Origin of the sequence: Lacihabitans sp. CCS-44 (assembly GCF_024343735.1) — a bacterium.
Taxonomy (GTDB): Bacteria; Bacteroidota; Bacteroidia; order Cytophagales; family Spirosomataceae; genus Leadbetterella.
In genome coordinates this window covers 1-18,799 of record NZ_RJUE01000011.1, presented here as the reverse complement: position 1 = coordinate 18,799, position 18,799 = coordinate 1, and the positions used below count along the sequence as shown (strand labels likewise).

General features: G+C 36.1%; 20 protein-coding genes and 1 pseudogene. All 21 read left to right on the top strand.

Going from position 1 to position 18,799, the window contains the following annotated elements:
* Nucleotides 1–99: 99 nt before the first annotated feature.
* The gene (locus tag EGI26_RS06560; RefSeq protein WP_255077200.1) at nt 100–1,692 is read left to right on the top strand and encodes a M28 family peptidase; all 1,593 of its coding nucleotides are present in this window, start codon (nt 100–102) and stop codon (nt 1,690–1,692) included.
* 324 nt (nt 1,693–2,016) lie between these two features.
* Nucleotides 2,017–2,832, top strand: coding sequence for a MotA/TolQ/ExbB proton channel family protein (locus tag EGI26_RS06555; RefSeq protein ID WP_255077198.1), 816 nt, complete (start codon nt 2,017–2,019; stop codon nt 2,830–2,832).
* Nucleotides 2,833–2,876: 44 nt separating this feature from the next.
* Nucleotides 2,877–3,464, top strand: coding sequence for a biopolymer transporter ExbD (locus EGI26_RS06550; RefSeq protein WP_255077197.1), 588 nt, complete (start codon nt 2,877–2,879; stop codon nt 3,462–3,464).
* 22 nt (nt 3,465–3,486) lie between these two features.
* Nucleotides 3,487–4,038: a biopolymer transporter ExbD gene (locus EGI26_RS06545; protein ID WP_255077196.1), complete on the top strand. Its 552-nt coding sequence runs from the start codon at nt 3,487–3,489 to the stop codon at nt 4,036–4,038.
* 26 nt (nt 4,039–4,064) lie between these two features.
* Nucleotides 4,065–4,895: an energy transducer TonB gene (locus EGI26_RS06540; protein ID WP_255077195.1), complete on the top strand. Its 831-nt coding sequence runs from the start codon at nt 4,065–4,067 to the stop codon at nt 4,893–4,895.
* A 5-nt stretch (nt 4,896–4,900) separates the two neighbouring features.
* Nucleotides 4,901–5,110: a DUF308 domain-containing protein gene (locus tag EGI26_RS06535; RefSeq protein WP_255077194.1), complete on the top strand. Its 210-nt coding sequence runs from the start codon at nt 4,901–4,903 to the stop codon at nt 5,108–5,110.
* A 340-nt stretch (nt 5,111–5,450) separates the two neighbouring features.
* A complete protein-coding gene (locus tag EGI26_RS06530) occupies nt 5,451–5,984 on the top strand; it encodes a biopolymer transporter ExbD (RefSeq protein ID WP_255077193.1) in 534 nt (177 codons plus the stop codon).
* 12 nt (nt 5,985–5,996) lie between these two features.
* Nucleotides 5,997–6,809 carry an energy transducer TonB gene (locus EGI26_RS06525; RefSeq protein WP_255077192.1) on the top strand — a complete coding sequence of 271 codons (813 nt, stop codon included), beginning with the start codon at nt 5,997–5,999 and terminating at the stop codon, nt 6,807–6,809.
* Between the two features lie 90 nt (nt 6,810–6,899).
* On the top strand, nt 6,900–7,796 hold the full coding sequence (locus EGI26_RS06520; RefSeq protein WP_255077191.1) for a PstS family phosphate ABC transporter substrate-binding protein: 897 nt from the start codon (nt 6,900–6,902) through the stop codon (nt 7,794–7,796).
* Nucleotides 7,797–8,013: 217 nt separating this feature from the next.
* Entirely contained in the window at nt 8,014–9,741 is a 1,728-nt protein-coding gene (locus tag EGI26_RS06515) for a hypothetical protein (RefSeq protein ID WP_255077190.1), read from the top strand.
* 156 nt (nt 9,742–9,897) lie between these two features.
* On the top strand, nt 9,898–10,470 hold the full coding sequence (locus EGI26_RS06510; protein ID WP_255077189.1) for an adenylate kinase: 573 nt from the start codon (nt 9,898–9,900) through the stop codon (nt 10,468–10,470).
* Between the two features lie 146 nt (nt 10,471–10,616).
* The gene (gene obgE / locus EGI26_RS06505; RefSeq protein WP_255077188.1) at nt 10,617–11,621 is read left to right on the top strand and encodes a GTPase ObgE; all 1,005 of its coding nucleotides are present in this window, start codon (nt 10,617–10,619) and stop codon (nt 11,619–11,621) included.
* 142 nt (nt 11,622–11,763) lie between these two features.
* Entirely contained in the window at nt 11,764–12,138 is a 375-nt protein-coding gene (locus tag EGI26_RS06500) for an NADH-quinone oxidoreductase subunit A (RefSeq protein ID WP_255077187.1), read from the top strand.
* A 34-nt stretch (nt 12,139–12,172) separates the two neighbouring features.
* Complete coding sequence (locus EGI26_RS06495; RefSeq protein WP_255049802.1) at nt 12,173–12,715, top strand: NADH-quinone oxidoreductase subunit B; 543 nt, start codon at nt 12,173–12,175, stop codon at nt 12,713–12,715.
* 5 nt (nt 12,716–12,720) lie between these two features.
* The gene (locus EGI26_RS06490) at nt 12,721–13,221 is read left to right on the top strand and encodes an NADH-quinone oxidoreductase subunit C (protein ID WP_255077186.1); all 501 of its coding nucleotides are present in this window, start codon (nt 12,721–12,723) and stop codon (nt 13,219–13,221) included.
* A 70-nt stretch (nt 13,222–13,291) separates the two neighbouring features.
* A complete protein-coding gene (nuoD, locus tag EGI26_RS06485; protein WP_255077210.1) occupies nt 13,292–14,470 on the top strand; it encodes an NADH dehydrogenase (quinone) subunit D in 1,179 nt (392 codons plus the stop codon).
* Between the two features lie 15 nt (nt 14,471–14,485).
* On the top strand, nt 14,486–14,968 hold the full coding sequence (gene nuoE, locus EGI26_RS06480; RefSeq protein ID WP_255077185.1) for an NAD(P)H-dependent oxidoreductase subunit E: 483 nt from the start codon (nt 14,486–14,488) through the stop codon (nt 14,966–14,968).
* Nucleotides 14,969–14,970: 2 nt separating this feature from the next.
* Nucleotides 14,971–16,317 (top strand): NADH-quinone oxidoreductase subunit NuoF, encoded by a 1,347-nt coding sequence (gene nuoF, locus EGI26_RS06475; RefSeq protein ID WP_255077184.1) that lies wholly within the window; start codon nt 14,971–14,973, stop codon nt 16,315–16,317.
* A gap of 19 nt (nt 16,318–16,336) precedes the next feature.
* Nucleotides 16,337–17,440 (top strand): 2Fe-2S iron-sulfur cluster-binding protein, encoded by a 1,104-nt coding sequence (locus EGI26_RS06470; protein WP_255077183.1) that lies wholly within the window; start codon nt 16,337–16,339, stop codon nt 17,438–17,440.
* A 1-nt stretch (nt 17,441) separates the two neighbouring features.
* On the top strand, nt 17,442–18,587 hold the full coding sequence (gene nuoH / locus EGI26_RS06465; RefSeq protein ID WP_255077182.1) for an NADH-quinone oxidoreductase subunit NuoH: 1,146 nt from the start codon (nt 17,442–17,444) through the stop codon (nt 18,585–18,587).
* 12 nt (nt 18,588–18,599) lie between these two features.
* Nucleotides 18,600–18,799 (top strand): annotated as a pseudogene (locus EGI26_RS06460) (NADH-quinone oxidoreductase subunit I); the annotation flags it as partial.

The window sequence follows — 18,799 nt, the reverse complement described above, 5'->3', positions numbered from 1 at the left end:
AAGTTTTTTGGGGAGAAAATTAAAATGCAAATTTAAGAAAATAAACTACTTGAGAAAACAAAATGTTTTGGTTTCTTTGCCTTAGAAACAAATTTATCAATGAACAAAATAAGCCTATTCTTTTTTGCTCTTTTTGCCAATACCACAAGCTTGGCCCAATCACCTCGACAAACGTTTCAAGAAACGATTAATGAAAACGACCTTAAAAAACACCTTACTTACATTGCCTCAGACGAGCTTGGTGGCAGAGATACTGGTTCTGAAGGTCAAAAAAAAGCTGCAGAATATATTATGAATCATTTAAAAACCTTAGGAATAGAACCAATAGTCAAAGACAAAAATGGCGAACTTGGTTTTCAGCAAAAAATTGAACTATACAAAAACGGCTGGAAAGAATCTTATGTCGTTATAAATGACAAGAAGAAGGTATTTTTTAACGACTACTTCCCCGTTGGTATGATAAACATTCCTGTAGAAAAAGAAATCGAGACGGTTTTTGTCGGATATGGAATTCAAAACGAGGTCATAAATGATTATGCCAACAAAACTGTAAAGGGCAAAGCTGTCATATTTATAGAAAACGATCCAAAAAACAAACTAGGGAAATATATTTCGAGCAACACAAGCAATTCTGATTGGATTGGTAGTACAGGCTTGAAGAAAAAACAAAAAATTGCCACTGACCAAGCGGCCGACTATATTTTCGTCATTTCTCTAGCTGATTCTGATCAATTTAAAACACTCAATGCAGAAAGAAAGGCTATACTTTCACGGTTCAACAGGTTAGCCATCGAAAAATCTAAACCTGAGAATCCTTCTGTTTCCTCTGCTATTCCGACTTTTATAATTTCCAAAAACATGGCTTCAGAAATGCTTGGAATTAGTCAGAAAAAGCTCGAATCTTATATCATAAACCCAGAAAGTAAACTAAAAACCAAGAAAAGCACCATAAAAATAAAGTCAGAAAGAGGTGAAGACACCCTTGAGACAGCCAATATTATGGGTTTCTTAGAAGGCACCGACAAAAAAGACGAAGTTATTATACTTTCAGCCCATTATGACCATGTAGGAACAAACGAAAAAGGTCAGATTCATAACGGAGCTGATGACGATGGCTCAGGAACTTGTGCACTATTGGAGTTAGCAGAAGCATATTCAAAAGCCAAAGCGACAGGAAATGGACCAAGAAGAAGTATTCTCTTTCTTTGGGTGACAGGCGAAGAAAAAGGATTGCTGGGTTCTAAATATTATACTGACATTAACCCCATAATTCCATTAGAAAAAACAGTGTGTGACCTTAATATAGATATGATAGGCCGTGTAGACAAAAAGCATGAGCCAAACCACAACTATGTATATTTAATAGGAAACGACAAGTTATCTTCTGAACTACATGCCATTTCTGAAAATGCAAATAAGGAAACCATAAACTTCGAAATCGATTATGAATTCAACGACCCAAAAGACCCAAATAGATTCTATTATAGATCAGACCATTTCAATTTTGCAAAAAATAAAATTCCAGTAATTTTCTATTTCACTGGAGTACACACAGACTATCACAAACCAGGAGACGATGTTGAAAAAATATTGTTTGAAAAATATTCAAAAATAGTTCAGCTAGTTTTTGCAACTTCGTGGGAATTGGCAAATAGAAAAGAGCGAATTATAGTGGATAGTGATAAACCTTGAATTGTATCAAAGTGAGACTTTAGAAAAATAAAAAATAAAAATTTAATACCACCACACTCAAACTGGATAAGTATTTAATTATAAGCAAACAATGGACTCAGAATAGGATAATTGAGAAAATTATTAAAATAATATAATAACTAATTTTATAGTTTTTAGAAAATTAATCCAAAAAAAAATTTTATGTTTAAGAGTTTTTAATTAGAATTGCCAAAGAATTATAATTCCAAGGCGGAAAAGTGTTCTGAATCTTTAATTTATTACTAAAGATTAACAAACAAAAGTTTAATCATTTTTTAAAAACCCTAAAAATTTTCTAATCAAATGGAAAAAAAGACTAAAGCTCCAGCTGCAAAGCCAGCCAAAAAATCTTCAGGTATTAATCCTATCGTTGTTATCCCTCTTTTGATGGTAATAGCTTTCGCTATCTACTATGTAATCTTGGGCTCACCAGCTAACTTTGAGGATGCCGAGAAGCACAACCCGAAAAACGCATTGGGTATTATTTATTCTGGTGGTATTATCGTACCTTTCCTTATCACATTTATGCTTACAGTGTTGGTATTTTCAATTGAAAGATTCATCACTTTAGGCAAAGCAGCCGGTTCAGGAGATTTAGATGCTTTTGTTAAGAAAGTGAGAACACTTCTTGATCAAAACAACATTGCTGATGCAATGAAAGAGTGTGAAAAACAAAAAGGAACAGTTGGTAATGTTACCAAAACTGCTCTTGAGAAATACGCTCAATTGCAAACAGATTCTGGCTTAAACAAAGAGCAAAAATTAGCTGCTCTTCAAAAAGAAATTGAAGAAGCAACTTCTTTGGAGCTTCCTATGCTTGAGAAAAACCTTACCATTCTTTCTACTTTAGCTTCTGTTTCGACATTGGTAGCCCTATTAGGAACGGTAATTGGTATGATTAAGTCCTTCTTTGCCCTTGGTTCAGGTGGTGGATCTCCGGATGCTGCTGCTCTTGCAAAAGGTATTGCAGAAGCACTAATCAACACAGGTCTTGGTATCGGTACATCAGCTATCGCGATTATGGTATACAACTACTTTACGTCTTCTATTGATACTTTGACATATAAAATTGACGAAATAGGTATGAGCCTTCAACAAAACTTCTCGTCTCATAACTAATTTGTATCAAAACCTATTGTTAAAAACTTAAAAACATTTAATAGATGGCACAAGTAAAACCAAAAAGACACGGTCCGGCTATGGACATGACCGCAATGTGTGATGTAGCATTCTTATTGTTGACATTCTTTATCATGACCACGACTTTTAAAAGTCAAGAAACGGTAAAGGTTATAACTCCTTCTTCTGTATCTGACTTGATCGTAGAAGAAAAGAATATAGGAACTATATCTGTTACAAATGAAGGTAAATATTACTTTGGTATAACCGAACCTGTAGAAAGAAGAGCATTCATCAATGTACTAAATACAAAGATGAACCTTGGGTTAACAGCCGACCAACAAAATACTTTTAGTAAAATTGCAGAAGTAGGAGTAGGTAAAGATGGATTAAAATCTTATCTAAACTTAAATGCTTCGGATAGAGAAAAGGTAAAAGTACCAGGCATAGCTTGCGACTCACTTAATACAGAACTTGTTGATTGGGTGAAAGCCTATGCAGAATCTAATCCAGCAGGTAATCTTGCGATTAGAGGAGATGTGAAAACGCAATATCCAGCCGTAAAATTACTTTTTGACGAATTGGGTAAAGCGAAGATTTACAAGTTTAGATTAGTAACCAAAGGAGAATAATACCATAACCTTAATTTAAGAAATGGCTGAAATACAAGAAAAAGACTCCGGGAAAGGCGGGAAGGTAAGGTCGAAAAAGAATTCTGGAAAACCAGATATGACACCAATGGTGGATTTGGGTTTTCTTTTAATAACTTTTTTTATGTTTACAACCACGTTTAGCAAGCCAAACATGATGAAGCTAAACATGCCAGAGAAAGACGAAGATGCCGCAGAACCAGAAACCAGTGAAATAAAACTATCTAATACTATTTCTATAGTAATGGGTAAGGACGACAGAATTTTCTGGTATCAGCAAGCGGTGTCTGACGTTACAGCTGCAGACTTTAAAGAAACTGATTATTCTGCAACTGGTATCAGAGCAGAAATTCAGAAGAGAAAATTGGCTGCAATTGACAGTACCAAATTTACTGTAATTTTAAAACCAACCAAAGAAGCTACTTTCAAAAATACAGTAGACATCTTGGATGAAATGGAAATTACTGGCAACAAATTATATGCAATCGTAGATCTTCAAAAACAAGAAGAAGATGCATATAATGAGAAAATGAAAACTCCGAAAGGAGGCAATTAACACTAAGGTTTTAATCTCAAAAAAATATGAGCAGTAAAGCAGAAAAAGTAACCTTAGATGATATAGTATTCGAAAACCGTAACAAGGAATACGGAGCTTACTATCTAAGGAAAAATTATAAGAGCTATTTGACTCGTGCTTTGATATATGGAACCAGCATATTTGTATTGTTGTTTGGAGGTGCCTACACTTACAACAACTATATCCTTCCAAGCTTAGCTGAAAGGGATAGACAAGTAGAAATAGACTTATCCAAATTAAAAGAAGAGTTACCACCGGAGGAACAACCTGACCTTCCTCCACCTCCGCCACCACCTCCAGTGGAACCACCACCAGAAGTGGCTCAAATTAAATTCTTACCACCAGAACCTAAGAAAGATGAAGAGGTTTTGGTAGAAGAACCACCACCACCAGCGGAAGAAGTGGAAAAGGCAGTTATCTCAAACAAAACAGTAGAAGGTGTGGAAGCAGTTGATGCATTTATTCCACCGCCGCCGCCTGAAGAAGTTAAGATAGTGGCTATTGAAAAACCGAAGGAAGAAGAAATCTTTACTGCGGTTGAACAAAATCCAGAATTCCCAGGTGGACAAAGTGCCATGTATAAATTCCTTGGCGAAAACATAAAGTATCCAGCAGCAGCTCAAAGAGCTAACGTAGCGGGTAGAGTATTCGTTAAGTTTGTAGTAGAAAAAGATGGATCAATTGGAAATGTTGAAGTAATGAAAGGAATAGGTTTTGGTTGTGATGAAGAAGCCATTAGAGTTATCAAGTCTATGCCTAAATGGAATCCTGGTCGCCAAAACGGTAAAAACGTAAGGGTATTCTACAACATGCCAGTAGTTTATAAATTAGACTAATACGAATGGAGGATTTATTTGGAAAAGCGAAAATCTGGCTTCAAGTTATTATAGGTATCGGATACACATTGTTAGGTGCTTATGTGATTAAAGAAAAATGGTTTTTGACTTCACTGGATGAAAAAATCGCTTGGGTACTTGGAGTCATATTAATTCTTTATGGAATATATAGAGTCTACCGAGCATTTAAAATATCAAAAGAAGAGTCGTTGTGAAATGACTCTTCTTTTTTTGTTACAACACTTTTTAAAATCTTCACAAATTCAAACAAAGATTACTTAGTAATCAAAAAAACACGCCCGAATAACTACTAGAAATTCTCTTTTTGGACCCACCATCGTTATCCTCAAATAATTAGTATTCAATCACTTGCAAGTATCTACTATTTTGATTAACATTTCAAAAACTATTTTTTTCGTTTTATAACTAAAGTTTTAATTAAAAAAGGCATAAAAACATTGTTATATAAAATTTAGTTATTATATTAGTATCATGAATGAAAGAAACCACCTACATGATGGGTTTCTTGAAATGTTAAACTTAAATAACAATACAATGGCAGAAATTACTGAAAACCTCGCAAATGGTAAACGTACATTAAGAAAGAATTCGTCGAAACCTGACATGACGCCTATGGTTGACTTGGGATTTTTACTGATTACTTTTTTTATGTTTACTACAACGTTCTCAAATCCAAACATGATGAAACTCTTTATGCCTGAAAAAGGTGATGAAACTGGAGATGTAAGTGTTAAAAACTCAATCACGTTTATTCTTGGAAAAAATGATAGAGTATTTTGGCATCAAAAGGATTTGAAAAACCTTGCTAAAAGTGATTTGGTAGAAACTGACTTTACGATTAATGGTATACGTCAGCAGATACTCGAGAAACTAAAAACATCTTCAAATCCTAAAAATTTTACAGTAATTATAAAACCCAGTAATGATGCAAATTTTAAAAACACGGTGGACATTCTCGACGAAATGGAAATAACTAATATGAAGCGGTATGCATTGGTTGACTTATTTCCAGCCGAACAACTAGCATACAATCAATTGAACGAGTCACAGATTATGAAAAACAAATAAACAATTGCAATTATGAAAAACTTACAAAATTTAGATGACATCATCTTCGAAAACCGTAACAAGGAATACGGGGCCTACTTCTTAAGAAAAAACTACAGTCGTTATTTGACAAAGGCAATGATAATAGGTAGCAGCTTCTTTGTGCTATTGTTTGGTGGTGCTTTTACTTACAATAAATATATTTTGCCAAACATTGCTAAACAAAAATTTAATGGCGGTACAATTATCATTTTGCCACCACAAGTTGAACCTCCACAGAAAATAGTGGAAGTCGCTCCACCTCCACCAGAAGAGAAAATTGAACAAAAGGCAACTATAACGTATTTGCCGCCAGAGCCTGTTATCGATGACAAAGCAATTATTGAAATGACCCCTCCTACACAAGAAGACATGGACGGTAAAGCTATCTCAAATAAAACGGTTGATGGTAATGAATCTGCTGAAATGATGTCTCCCCCACCAGCACCAGAAATTACCAGAACAATAAATATGGATGAGCCAGATGAGCAAAAGGTATTTATTTCAGTAGAACAACAACCGCAATTCCCGAACGGAGAAAAAGAAATGTACAAATTTCTATCTCAAAACATAAATTATCCTGCTACAGCTGTAAGGGCAAACGTATCTGGAAAAGTATACCTAAAGTTCGTTGTTGAAAAAGATGGAAGTATTGCCAACATAGAGATTGTGAAAGGAATTGGGTTTGGTTGTGATGAAGAGGCCATCAAAGTTATAAAATCGATGCCTAACTGGAGTCCAGGTAAACAAAATGGCAAAGCAGTGAGGGTGTATTTTAATATGCCAGTGGTTTACAGATTAGACTAAGAAATATTACAAACGGGTTTTAAATAGCCCGTTTGTTTGAACTTAAATCATATTGGATTAGTTTTGAGACTATAAATTTTTAAAGATTAAATGAAACTAAATTATCTGTTTTTGCTTTCAATATTGAGCCTTTTTTCATGTAATTCTTCCACTAAGGAAGAACCAAACATCAATAAAGGTACTATAACTATTGCTGTTGACGAATCCATAATGCCAATCATAGAGGCTCAAATAAATGCTCACCATATACATTATCCAGGCACCAAAATAATAACCAAATATTTGCCCGAAACGAAAGGTATAAATATGCTTTTGGATGACTCTGTTACTATGGCATGTACTACCAGAGAATTCAATGAAAGCGAACTGGGAGAACTTCAAAGGAGGGGTATAAAATACCTGCCAGCAAGAATGGCACTTGATGCCGTGGCTTTGGTTCAAAACAAAGAAAACAAAGACACTACAATAACACTTGATGAGCTAAAAATACTTCTTACTGACAAGCGTTCAAAAACCAAACTTGTCTTCGATAGGAGCAATTCTAGTAACTTGAATGTGATTATGGAAAAACTCAAATTAAAAACCATAAATACCGAAAATGTTTATTCTGCAGATGGAAACTTACAAGTAATAGACTTTGTAAAGAAATCGCCAAATGCTATTGGATTTATTGGCTTTAACTGGATAAGCGACACAGACGACAAAAAGGCTCAAGATTTATTGAATGAAATAAGTTTGATTGCTGTCGGCGAATCAGAGCAAAAGGGATATTTCAAAACAAATTTTAAAAATCTAAACAAAAGAAAATATCCCTTAGAAAGATTCGTATATCTACATACACTTACCAAAGCTTGGGGTGTAGAAAATGGGTTTATTAGATTCGCGTGTTCAAAAACTGGACAATTGGTAACCGAAAAAATGGGGTTAGTGCCATTTTATATTATTCCAAAAGAATTTTTACTGGATACTAAACCAATGAAAAAGTAATTTCTAAAGAATAGAAGGCCTAGAAATTGAAAAAAAAACAAATGCAAAGGTGCTAGAATTTAACATTTTGTTAGTAAACCTTGCTCAACACTATCAATCTAAAGGATAAGTACAAAATATTATTGAAGAAATGACTTTCTCAAACCAACAAAAAGCATTAAATTGCAAGCTCAAATTGTTTTTTAACCAAACAAATAACCTTATTACTTGTTACGAGATGATGAAGAAAATCGTGAAAATTTATGCCTTGGCTTCATTGCTTTTGGTACCGTTTATAACTAAATCGCAAACAATTGATGAAGCCGTCAAACATTTAGATGCAGAAAGATTTACCGCAGCAAGTAAAGCATTCAACCAATTAGCGGAGACCAGTCCAAGTCCACAAACGCTATTTTACAAAGGTTATGCAATACTTAGAAGCCCAGAAGGCTTAACCGCTGAAAACATAAAGATGGCTCAAAGTGCTTTTGAAACAGGAAACGCCTTAGATAAAAAAGGTGACCCATTCAATCAGATAGGTTTAGGAATGGTAAAACTTGCCACTAAAGACCTTGCTGGAGCCAAAACTATTTTTGAGCAAGTAAAAAAAGACACAAAGCTAAAAAATGCTGATGTACTTTACAGAATTGCTGAAGCTTACACCATGTTTCCAGGAGCTACTGATGCTGCCGAAGCTATACTAAATATCAACATGGCTTTGGAAAAATCAAAAACCAAAGATAATCCTGAATATTATATAGTAAAGGCAGATGCCTACATGCTAAAAAATGAAGGTGGTGATGCGATGAATGCTTTAACAAATGCAGAAAGGGTGGGCAAAAAACCAGGAAAGACTTATGAAAGAATGTCTAGAGTTTGGTTACAAGGAAGAAACTACCGTGAAGCAGATGCTGTGTTAAACAAAGGATTATCAGCAGACCCAACTCATGCACCTATTCATAAGTACCATAGCTCGTATTTACAATCTATGGGTAAATATAAAGAATCCGCTTTGGCAGCTGGAAACTATTTAAAAAACTCGGATGGCGACAGCAAAGCAAAACTACGTTATGCAAAACTGGCTTTCGTAGCAAAAGATTATGAAAATGTAAAGAAGACTATTGAAGAAATAAAAGGAACAAATCCTGATCCGTATATTTTGAGAATGTCAGGCATCATAAATTTCGAAGAAAATCAGTTAAACGATGCTATAGAAAATCTCAATAAATTCATAAAAGCTGCTCCAGCAGATGAAAATCCTGCAATGGATTATGGTTATATAGGCAGGTCATATATGAAACTTCCTGGCGAAGGAGATGTAAGAATTTTGAACGACTCGTTGGGTATAATAAACATTGAAAAAGCTATCCAATTAGGTGATACTACCTTCAATTATTACCAAGACTTGGCCACTACTTTTATAAAAAACAAAAACTGGGCTAAAGCAGCATTGTTTTATGAGAAGGCAGCATTGGCAAAGAAAAATGCAACTGCAGCTGACTATGCACCAGTGGGTATCTATTACAATGCAGCCAAAAATTATGATAAAGCTGAACTTTACATAGACAAAGCTCTTGAATTGTACAAAGATTTATGGCCTGCAGGATATGCTTTAAGTGCAAGAAACAAAATGGCTAAGTTTGCTACTGATTCTACATTTACTGCAAACTTTGGGGCTGCTCCAATTTGGGATAAATACTTTACTTTATTAGGTGAAACGGGCAAAGCCGCACCAGCAAACAAAAGAAGTGTAGTGGATGGACTAAGATATTTGGCCGGCTGGGAACTTCAAGTAAACAAAAACCTTACAAAAGGGATTGCGAACATAGAAGAATTGCTTAAATATGACCCAACCAACGAAGATGCTAAAAAGATGTTAGATGCAATGAAAGGAATGAACGGAACAGCAACACCCGCAACCCCTCCTGCAACTGACACTACTCTACCCGCCCCGAAAAAGAACTAAAATTAAAAAGAGCCTAAGTAATTAGGCTCTTTTTTTTTGCTTCTCTTTATTTGAAAACAAAAATAATACAGCGTTCTAAAAAATAAATTTTATTTTAAATATAAGTATAATTACATTTACGGCTAATTTAAAATAACCTAAAATATAAGGTCTTATATGTACAATTTGGTGATTTTTGGCCCTCCCGGTGCAGGCAAAGGAACTCAATCTGAAAAAATAATAGAAAAATACAATCTGGCACATATCTCTACTGGTGATATGTTCAGAATGCACATATCCAACGATACTGACTTAGGAAAAAAAGTTAAGCAGATTTTAGCAGACGGTATGTTGGTACCGGATTCTATAACTATAGATATGCTGGAAGAGGAAGTAAAAAGCAAACCCGATGTAAAGGGATTTATTTTTGATGGATTCCCAAGGACAGTTCCTCAGGCCGAGGCTCTTGACAAATTTCTTGAAAACAAAGGCCTAAAAATCAATTTGGTTCTTCAATTAGACGTAAATCAGGAAATAATCAAAGAAAGAATAGCCGAAAGACAAAAAGTAAGTGGTCGTGCAGACGATGACGCGGACAAACTTGTTAAGAGAATAGACGAATATTTTTCAAAAACCATACATGTATTGCCCTATTACCAAAGTCAAGACAAAGTGACAAAAGTAAACGGTATAGGAAAGATTGATGATATATTTGAACAAATATCAAGTGCTATTGATAACACCATTTGATTCAGTAAAAATACAATTTAAGCAAAAACTCCTCAAACATTTGAGGAGTTTTTGTGTTTAAAGAAGTAGGTAATACTGCATTATTGCAACAATAATCACTCTTTACGCTTTAATATTCTTACTTTTGCAGAAAAATTCTCTTATAGATGACGTCGAACTTTATAGATTATGTAAAAATTAACCTCAAATCTGGCAACGGAGGAAAAGGCTTCACCCATTTTAGAAGAGAAAAATTCGTAGACAAAGGTGGTCCAGATGGTGGAGATGGCGGAAGGGGTGGTCATATAATATTGAGAGGAAACAAGCAACTTTGGACTTTGATACACCTAAAGTACCAAAAACATTTCAAAGCTGAAGGAGGAGTAACTGGCGGAAAAAGCAAAAGTTCGGGCAGACAAGGCGAAGATATAATAATCGATGTGCCTCTAGGCACTATTGCAAGAAATGCTGAAACCAATGAAAGAATTGCAGAGATAATTGAAGATGGCCAAGAAATAATACTTGTACCTGGAGGAATGGGTGGTCTCGGTAACCACCATTTCAAAACCAGTACCAAACAAGCACCCGAATATTCCCAACCTGGAATTCCAGGATCTGAAATTTGGTGTATTTTAGAACTGAAACTGTTGGCAGATGTTGGCCTGGTTGGCTTCCCAAATGCAGGCAAATCGACTTTATTGTCGACTATTTCAGCTGCAAAACCCGAAATCGGCGATTATCCATTTACAACGTTGGTTCCAAATCTTGGAGTCATAAAATACCACGACTTTCAATCTTTTGTAATGGCTGACATTCCGGGAATAATAGAAGGAGCATCTGAAGGTAAAGGGCTTGGCGTAAGATTTTTAAGACACATTGAAAGAAATGCCAATCTTTTATTTCTGATTGCCTCAAATGAAGAAAAGCCAATGGGCGTTTATAAAACACTCACAAAAGAACTAAAAGCATTTAATCCAGAACTTTTGGACAAAAACAGAATTTTAGGATTTTCGAAATCGGATTTGATTGACGAAAAAACCAAGCAAAAAATCATTAAAAAAATACCAGAGGGTATTCCATACGTGTTTTTCTCTGCCGTTACCCAAACTGGACTTAACGAACTCAAGGATATAATCTGGGAAAATATCAATAAAACTGATGAAGATTTATAGTTTTGTTTGTGACAAGAAATGAGCAAAATAATATTTGATAGAAATGATTAAATAATTTAGTTTTTCGACTATTTAATCCTTTTAATTATTTTGTTTCTACTTCACAAGGAGTTAATTTTGTAGTTAAATTATAGTACTTTTTATGATTAAATACCTCCCGTCTGATTATCTACCGCTATTGTTTCAAATAGCTGCAGCTTTGGGATTTGTTTTGTTTTCGATTGTAGCTTCTAAATATCTTGGACCAAGAGTAAAAAGCAAGAAAAAAGAAGATCCGTTTGAGTGTGGAATAGAAAGCCAAGGCGATGCTCGAGTTCCCTTAAATGTTAGATATTTCTTGATAGCTATATTGTTTGTGCTTTTCGATGTTGAGATTATATTCATGTATCCTTGGGCAGTAAATTTTAAAAGCCTAGGATGGGCAGGCTTTAATGAAATGTTGCTTTTCGTGGCTTTTTTGATGGCCGGTTTCTATTATATACTAAAAAAAGGAGTTTTAAACTGGGATGAAGATTAATGCCAGATTATAAACAATCGAATAAAAATACTTTATGAGCAACATAAAAATAGTAGATGCACCAGAAGGTTTGGAAGGTTCTGGCTTTTTCGCAACTTCATTAGACAAAGCCATAGGCTTGGCAAGGAGTTATTCACTTTGGCCCTTGCCATTCGCTACCTCTTGTTGTGGTATCGAATTTATGGCCACCATGGGCTCCAATTATGACATATCGCGTTTTGGTGCCGAAAGACCTAGCTTCTCTCCTCGCCAAGCAGATTTATTGATGGTAATGGGTACCATAGCAAAAAAAATGGGACCAGTACTAAAGCAAGTCTATCTTCAAATGGCTGAGCCTAGATGGGTAATAGCAGTAGGTGCTTGTGCCTCATCTGGAGGCATTTTTGATTCTTACTCTGTTTTGCAAGGTATAGACAGAGTAATTCCTGTTGACGTTTACGTTCCTGGATGTCCTCCTCGTCCAGAGCAAATCATTGATGGACTAATGCAAGTTCAGCATTTGGCTCAAAACGAATCACTTAGAAGAAGAAATACCGAAGAATATAAAGCATTATTAGAATCTTATAAAGTCCTGTAAACCATATGATAAATAATGAATCTATAGTTGAAGAAGTTGTTGGACAATTTGGTCAAAAAGTCTTTGGCTTTGAAGAACCATTTGGACTTTTAACTTTCACTACAAATGCATCAGATTTAATTGAAGTGGTTGATTTTCTTAAAAACCATTCTGAGTTTAAATTTAACTTTTTAACTGATGTGGCTGGAATTCATTTTCCTGATAATTTGGGAGGCGAACTTTGTTCAATGTGTATGCTTCACAGTTGGGAAAATAACATCAGGGTTCGCATAAAAGTATTTGTACCGATAGCTGACCCTAAAGTACCTACACTTTCGACGCTTTTTGCAAGTGCCAATTGGATGGAAAGAGAGACTTTTGACTTTTATGGTATTGAATACACAGGTCATCCAAATCTTAAAAGAATACTCAACATGGAAGACATGGATTATTTCCCGATGAGAAAAGAGTATCCTTTAGAAGATGCCACTCGTGAAGACAAAATTGACGCATTATTTGGAAGATAATAAACCTATGGCAGAAAATACACTAATACTACCAAAAGACTCAAATGATGCATTGGCTCTCAATGTGCCAATGGTTGAAGACAAACAATATTCGACGCTAAACCTCGGTCCCGTACACCCAGCTACACATGGAATATTCCAGAATATTCTTACGATGGACGGAGAAAGAATTGTGGATAGTGAACAAACTGTTGGCTATATCCATCGTGCTTTTGAGAAAATTGCCGAAAGAAGACCATTTTATCAAATTACAACTCTTACTGACCGTCTAAACTATTGTTCATCGCCTATCAACAACTTTGGATGGCACATGACAGTAGAAAAACTATTGGGTGTGAAAGTACCTAAAAGAGCCGAATACATAAGAGTTATCATGATGGAATTGGCCAGAATTTCTGACCATTTGATATGTAATTCCATTCTGGGTGTTGACACAGGTGCATACTCAGGTTTCTTGTATGTAATGCAGGAAAGAGAAAAAATATACGAAATCTACGAAGAAGTTTGTGGTGCCCGTCTAACCACCAATATGGGGAGAATCGGTGGAATGGAACGAGACCTCTCTCCTACTGCTATTGCCAAAATCCGTGATTTGGTTTTCAATTCCTTCCCGAAAGTATGGGCAGAATTCGAAACGCTCTTTAATAGAAATAGAATATTTAGAGATAGAATTCAAAATGTTGGAGCTATATCCTCGGCTAGAGCTATTGAATATGGCTTCACTGGTCCAAATCTAAGAGCTACTGGCGTAGATTATGACATACGAGTGATGGAACCTTATTCATCATACCAAGATTTTGATTTTGAAATACCAATTGGCCACAAAGGTGATACTTTTGATAGGTTTATGGTTAGAAATGGAGAAGTTTGGGAAAGTCTAAAAATTGTCCAACAAGCTATAGAAAATCTTCCTGAAGGTCCCTACTATGCTGACGAAGATCACTATTATTTGCCTCCTAAAAAAGAGGTTTATAGCAGCATGGAAGCCTTAATCTATCATTTCAAGATAGTAATGGGTGAAATAGACGCTCCCGTTGGAGAGGTTTATCATGCTGTAGAGGGTGGTAACGGAGAATTAGGATTTTATTTAATAAGCGATGGAGGAAGAACTCCATACAGATTACACTTTAGAAGACCAAGTTTTATTTACTATCAAGCTTATCCAGAAATGTGCAAAGGTTTGACTATCTCTGATGCGGTGGTTATCATGAGTAGTTTAAACGTGATTGCAGGGGAACTTGATGCTTAATAATTTTAATATACAATGTCTGTAACATTTACTGAAGATAAACTAAAAAAAGCACAGGAAATCATTTTAAGATACCCTGAAGGCAGACAAAAATCGGCTTTGCTACCTATTTTGCACTTAGCTCAAGAGCAGTTTGGATGGGTGAGCAGCGATACCATGGACTATGTAGCGGGTTTACTTTCTATTACGCCAATAGAAGTTTATGAAGTGGCAACATTTTACACCATGTTTCATTTAGAACCGGTTGGAAAGCACGTGATAGAATACTGCCGAACTGGTCCTTGCTGTGCTATGGGAGGTGAAGAGGTATTTTCACATTTAAAAACGAAACTGGGTATAAAAGCCAACGAAACCACTTCGGATGGCCTCTTTACTTTGAAAGAAGTAGAATGTTTAGCGGCTTGTGGCTGGGGCCCGTGTTTTCAGATAAGAGAAAAATATTTTATGCATCTTACGAATCAAAAAGTAGATGATATTATCGAAGAATTGAGTAAATAATTATGGCAAACGATATAAAAATATTAACCGAACACATCAACATTCCTGGCATTGAAACCTTTGAGGTTTACAGAAAAGCTGGAGGATACAATGCTGTAGAGAAGGCCATAAAAAAAATGAGCCCTGAGGAAATCGTTGAAGAAGTTAAAAAATCTGGAATAAGAGGCAGAGGTGGTGCAGGTTTCCCGATGGGAATGAAATGGAGTTTTCTTGCCAAGCCCGAGGGTGTTCCTAGATACTTGGTGTGTAACGCCGACGAATCTGAGCCAGGAACTTTCAAGGATCATTATTTGATGAAAAACCTTCCTCATCTTTTGATAGAGGGAATGATAGTTTCGAGCTTTGCTTTGGGAGCTAACAAATCATTCATCTATGTTCGTGGTGAGTTGATGTATGTGGTTAGAATTTTGGAGAAAGCCATAGAAGAAGCCAAAGCAGCAGGTTTTTTAGGGAAAAATATTTTGGGCTCGGGTTATGACTTAGAACTTGTAGTTCAGCCAGGAGGTGGAGCATATATTTGTGGAGAAGAGACAGCCCTTTTAGAATCTTTAGAAGGTAAAAGAGGAAATCCAAGAAATAAGCCACCGTTTCCAGCAGTAAAAGGATTGTATCAATCTCCTACAGTAGTAAATAACGTAGAATCCATAGCCAATACGCCTTGGGTAATAAATCATGGAGGTGAGGAATATGCTAAAATTGGTATTGGAAGAAGTACGGGTACTAAACTTATTTCAGCATCTGGACATATTAAAAATCCAGGAGTTTATGAAATAACCTTAGGCTTGCCAGTGGACGAATTCATGAATTCAGACCAATATCTTGGGGGTATTAGAGACGGGCATTATCTGAAAGCAGTGGTCGCTGGAGGTTCATCAGTGCCTATTTTGCCAGCCAACTTATTCTATAAAACGGCCAATGGCGAAGATAGATTGATGTCTTATGAATCGCTTTCTGATGGTGGATTTCCGACAGGAACCATGTTGGGTTCGGGAGGCTTTATAGCTATGGACGAAACCACATGTATAGTTAGAAATACTTGGAATTTCTCAAGGTTCTACCACCATGAATCGTGCGGACAATGTTCTCCATGTAGAGAAGGAACTGGGTGGATGGAAAAAGTTTTGCACAGAATAGAACATGGACACGGTACCATGAGTGATATTGATTTGCTCGTAGACGTAGCCAAAAAAATAGAAGGCAATACCATTTGTCCGCTTGGCGACGCAGCGGCATGGCCTGTAGCCAGTGCCATTAGACATTTTAGAGATGAGTTTGAATGGCACATAAAACACCCAAATGAGGCAACCAAACTAGGTGCTGTATATATGGGTGCAGAAATTTTAGCCTAAAAATATAAAGATTTAATAAATGGAGAACGAAGTTCCTTTAATAAAAGTAACCATTGATGGTCAGGAGATAAGAGTTCCAGCAGGTACTACTATCATGGAAGCGGCTAGGCAGATTGGGCCAAGCGTAGCTCCCCCAGCCATGTGTTATTATAAACCGTTGCAAGGTTCGGGTGGAAAATGTAGAGCTTGTTTGGTAAAAGTTTCGGCTGGTTCTGAAAAAGACCCAAGACCAATGCCCAAATTGGTTGCATCATGCATTACTGGAGCTCAAGACGGTATGGTGGTAGAAAACTTTACTAGCCCAGAAGTGGTAGAAGCCAGAAAAGGAGTAGTTGAATTTCTTCTCATCAATCACCCACTGGATTGCCCAGTTTGTGACCAAGCTGGAGAGTGTCATCTACAAGATTTTGCTTTTGAAAACGGAGTTGGAGAAAAGCGTTTTGTAGAAGAAAAAAGAACTTTCGAACCTGAAGACATTGGCGACAAAGTACAACTTCACATGAATAGGTGCATTCTCTGTTATAGATGCGTTTACACGGCCAATCAGTTAACAGAGAAGAGAGTGCATGGTGTGATGGGACGTGGAGATCATGCCCAAATAAGCACTTACATAAAGAATTCGCTAGAGAGTGATTTTTACGGAAATGTTATAGATGTTTGTCCTGTGGGGGCTTTGACGGACAAAACTTACAGATTCAAGAGTAGAGTTTGGTTTTCAAAACCTGTAGATGCTCATTGTGATTGTGAAAAATGCTCAGGAAAAGTTCAAGTTTGGTATAAAGGCGATGAGGTAATCAGAGTTACAGCTCGTAAAAACCAATGGGGCGAAGTAGAAGATTTTATTTGCAATACTTGCAGGTTTGATAGAAAAAAGACTTCAGATTGGGTAATAGAAGGACCATCTAAGGTTGCGAGAAATTCGGTAATTGCTCAAAACAAATATGGATTGAACCAAGGCAAAAAGCCTGAATTTGCTCTTAATTATGCAGCAACGAATTTCAAAGGTATAGACGACGCAAGAGATTATAACCAAAATCTTGACCAGATAAAAAAATCAGAAGATTACAAAGCTTTAATGCAGAAAAACGACAAGTTTTTCTCTAAAGAAAAAAGCCTAAAATAATATGGATACAGTACTAATTGTAAAAGCCATCATAGTAATTGCAATATTTGCGATAAGTATGCTTATGGCTTTGTATGAAACTTATGCAGAGCGGGTTATAGCTGCTTTTATTCAAGACCGTGTGGGTCCAGATAGAGCTGGTCCGTTCGGATTGTTACAACCATTGGCGGATGGTGGAAAGTTGTTTTTCAAAGAAGACTTTATTCCAACAAAAGCCGACAAATGGTTATTTATTTTAGGTCCAGCGGTGGCTATGTCAACCGCATTGCTGAGCAGTGCTGTATTGCCATTTGGAGACACCATAATAGTAGCTGGCCAAAAAATAGATGTTCAAGGAATGGATGTTAATATCGGTATCTTGTGGATTTTTGGCATAGTTTCCTTAGGTGTTTATGGTATCTTAATCGGAGGCTGGGCTTCCAATAACAAATATTCACTCTATGGTGCCATAAGAGCGGCTTCTCAGACCATTTCTTATGAATTGGCGATGGGCATTTCTTTGCTAGCAATTATATTAATGACGGGTTCACTTTCTGTAAAATCGATAGTTCTTGGTCAGCATGGTATAGATTGGAACATATTCTATCAGCCAATGGGCTTTTTGTTATTTTTAACTTGCTCATTAGCAGAGTGTAATCGTACTCCTTTCGATTTACCAGAATCAGAAAATGAATTGGTGGCTGGATATCACACCGAATATGGTTCAATGAAAATGGGACTTTATCTGTTTTCAGAATACGTCAACATGTTTATATCTTCCGCGGTTTTAGCCAGCCTTTATTTAGGAGGTTTTAATTACCCGGGAATGGATTTTGTTTACAGCAAATTGGTAGGTTCTTTTGGTGAAGTTACTGGTCACAATTTAGCGACTGCATTAGGCACCCTAACCCTATTCTTGAAAATATTCTTCTTTATATTTTTATTTATGTGGATTCGTTGGACATTGCCACGTTTCAGATATGATCAATTGATGAATGTAGCTTGGAAATGGATGATGCCTGTTGCCATCGTAAATTTGATTATTACTGCCGCTGCGGAACTTTCTGGAAAACCTTTATTATATAATTGGGTGGGTCTGGCCATATTTGGAGTGATATATTTTGGATTATTTCCAATTTTTAAAAAGAAAACCGTTAGTGCTAATTAATAGAACACCAAAATGACATTAACAAATAGATCTAGAAAAACGGATAATTCAGAATTAAGTATTGTAGAGAATACTTATTTCCCAGGTATTTTTAAAGGAATGGGTGTTACCATCAAACACTTTTTCTCGAAAAAAGCTACGATAAGATATCCTGAACAAAAAAGATATTTGGGGCCAGTATTTAGAGGCCATCATATACTGAAAAGAGACGA

Bases quoted from the DNA above. Each gene is read 5' to 3' on its own strand.
- EGI26_RS06560 (WP_255077200.1), top strand. From the start codon at position 100: ATGAACAAAATAAGCCTATTCTTTTTTGCTCTTTTTGCCAATACCACA.
- EGI26_RS06555 (WP_255077198.1), top strand. From the start codon at position 2,017: ATGGAAAAAAAGACTAAAGCTCCAGCTGCAAAGCCAGCCAAAAAATCT.
- EGI26_RS06550 (WP_255077197.1), top strand. From the start codon at position 2,877: ATGGCACAAGTAAAACCAAAAAGACACGGTCCGGCTATGGACATGACC.
- EGI26_RS06545 (WP_255077196.1), top strand. From the start codon at position 3,487: ATGGCTGAAATACAAGAAAAAGACTCCGGGAAAGGCGGGAAGGTAAGG.
- EGI26_RS06540 (WP_255077195.1), top strand. From the start codon at position 4,065: ATGAGCAGTAAAGCAGAAAAAGTAACCTTAGATGATATAGTATTCGAA.
- EGI26_RS06535 (WP_255077194.1), top strand. From the start codon at position 4,901: ATGGAGGATTTATTTGGAAAAGCGAAAATCTGGCTTCAAGTTATTATA.
- EGI26_RS06530 (WP_255077193.1), top strand. From the start codon at position 5,451: ATGGCAGAAATTACTGAAAACCTCGCAAATGGTAAACGTACATTAAGA.
- EGI26_RS06525 (WP_255077192.1), top strand. From the start codon at position 5,997: ATGAAAAACTTACAAAATTTAGATGACATCATCTTCGAAAACCGTAAC.
- EGI26_RS06520 (WP_255077191.1), top strand. From the start codon at position 6,900: ATGAAACTAAATTATCTGTTTTTGCTTTCAATATTGAGCCTTTTTTCA.
- EGI26_RS06515 (WP_255077190.1), top strand. From the start codon at position 8,014: ATGATGAAGAAAATCGTGAAAATTTATGCCTTGGCTTCATTGCTTTTG.
- EGI26_RS06510 (WP_255077189.1), top strand. From the start codon at position 9,898: ATGTACAATTTGGTGATTTTTGGCCCTCCCGGTGCAGGCAAAGGAACT.
- obgE (WP_255077188.1), top strand. From the start codon at position 10,617: ATGACGTCGAACTTTATAGATTATGTAAAAATTAACCTCAAATCTGGC.
- EGI26_RS06500 (WP_255077187.1), top strand. From the start codon at position 11,764: ATGATTAAATACCTCCCGTCTGATTATCTACCGCTATTGTTTCAAATA.
- EGI26_RS06495 (WP_255049802.1), top strand. From the start codon at position 12,173: ATGAGCAACATAAAAATAGTAGATGCACCAGAAGGTTTGGAAGGTTCT.
- EGI26_RS06490 (WP_255077186.1), top strand. From the start codon at position 12,721: ATGATAAATAATGAATCTATAGTTGAAGAAGTTGTTGGACAATTTGGT.
- nuoD (WP_255077210.1), top strand. From the start codon at position 13,292: ATGGTTGAAGACAAACAATATTCGACGCTAAACCTCGGTCCCGTACAC.
- nuoE (WP_255077185.1), top strand. From the start codon at position 14,486: ATGTCTGTAACATTTACTGAAGATAAACTAAAAAAAGCACAGGAAATC.
- nuoF (WP_255077184.1), top strand. From the start codon at position 14,971: ATGGCAAACGATATAAAAATATTAACCGAACACATCAACATTCCTGGC.
- EGI26_RS06470 (WP_255077183.1), top strand. From the start codon at position 16,337: ATGGAGAACGAAGTTCCTTTAATAAAAGTAACCATTGATGGTCAGGAG.
- nuoH (WP_255077182.1), top strand. From the start codon at position 17,442: ATGGATACAGTACTAATTGTAAAAGCCATCATAGTAATTGCAATATTT.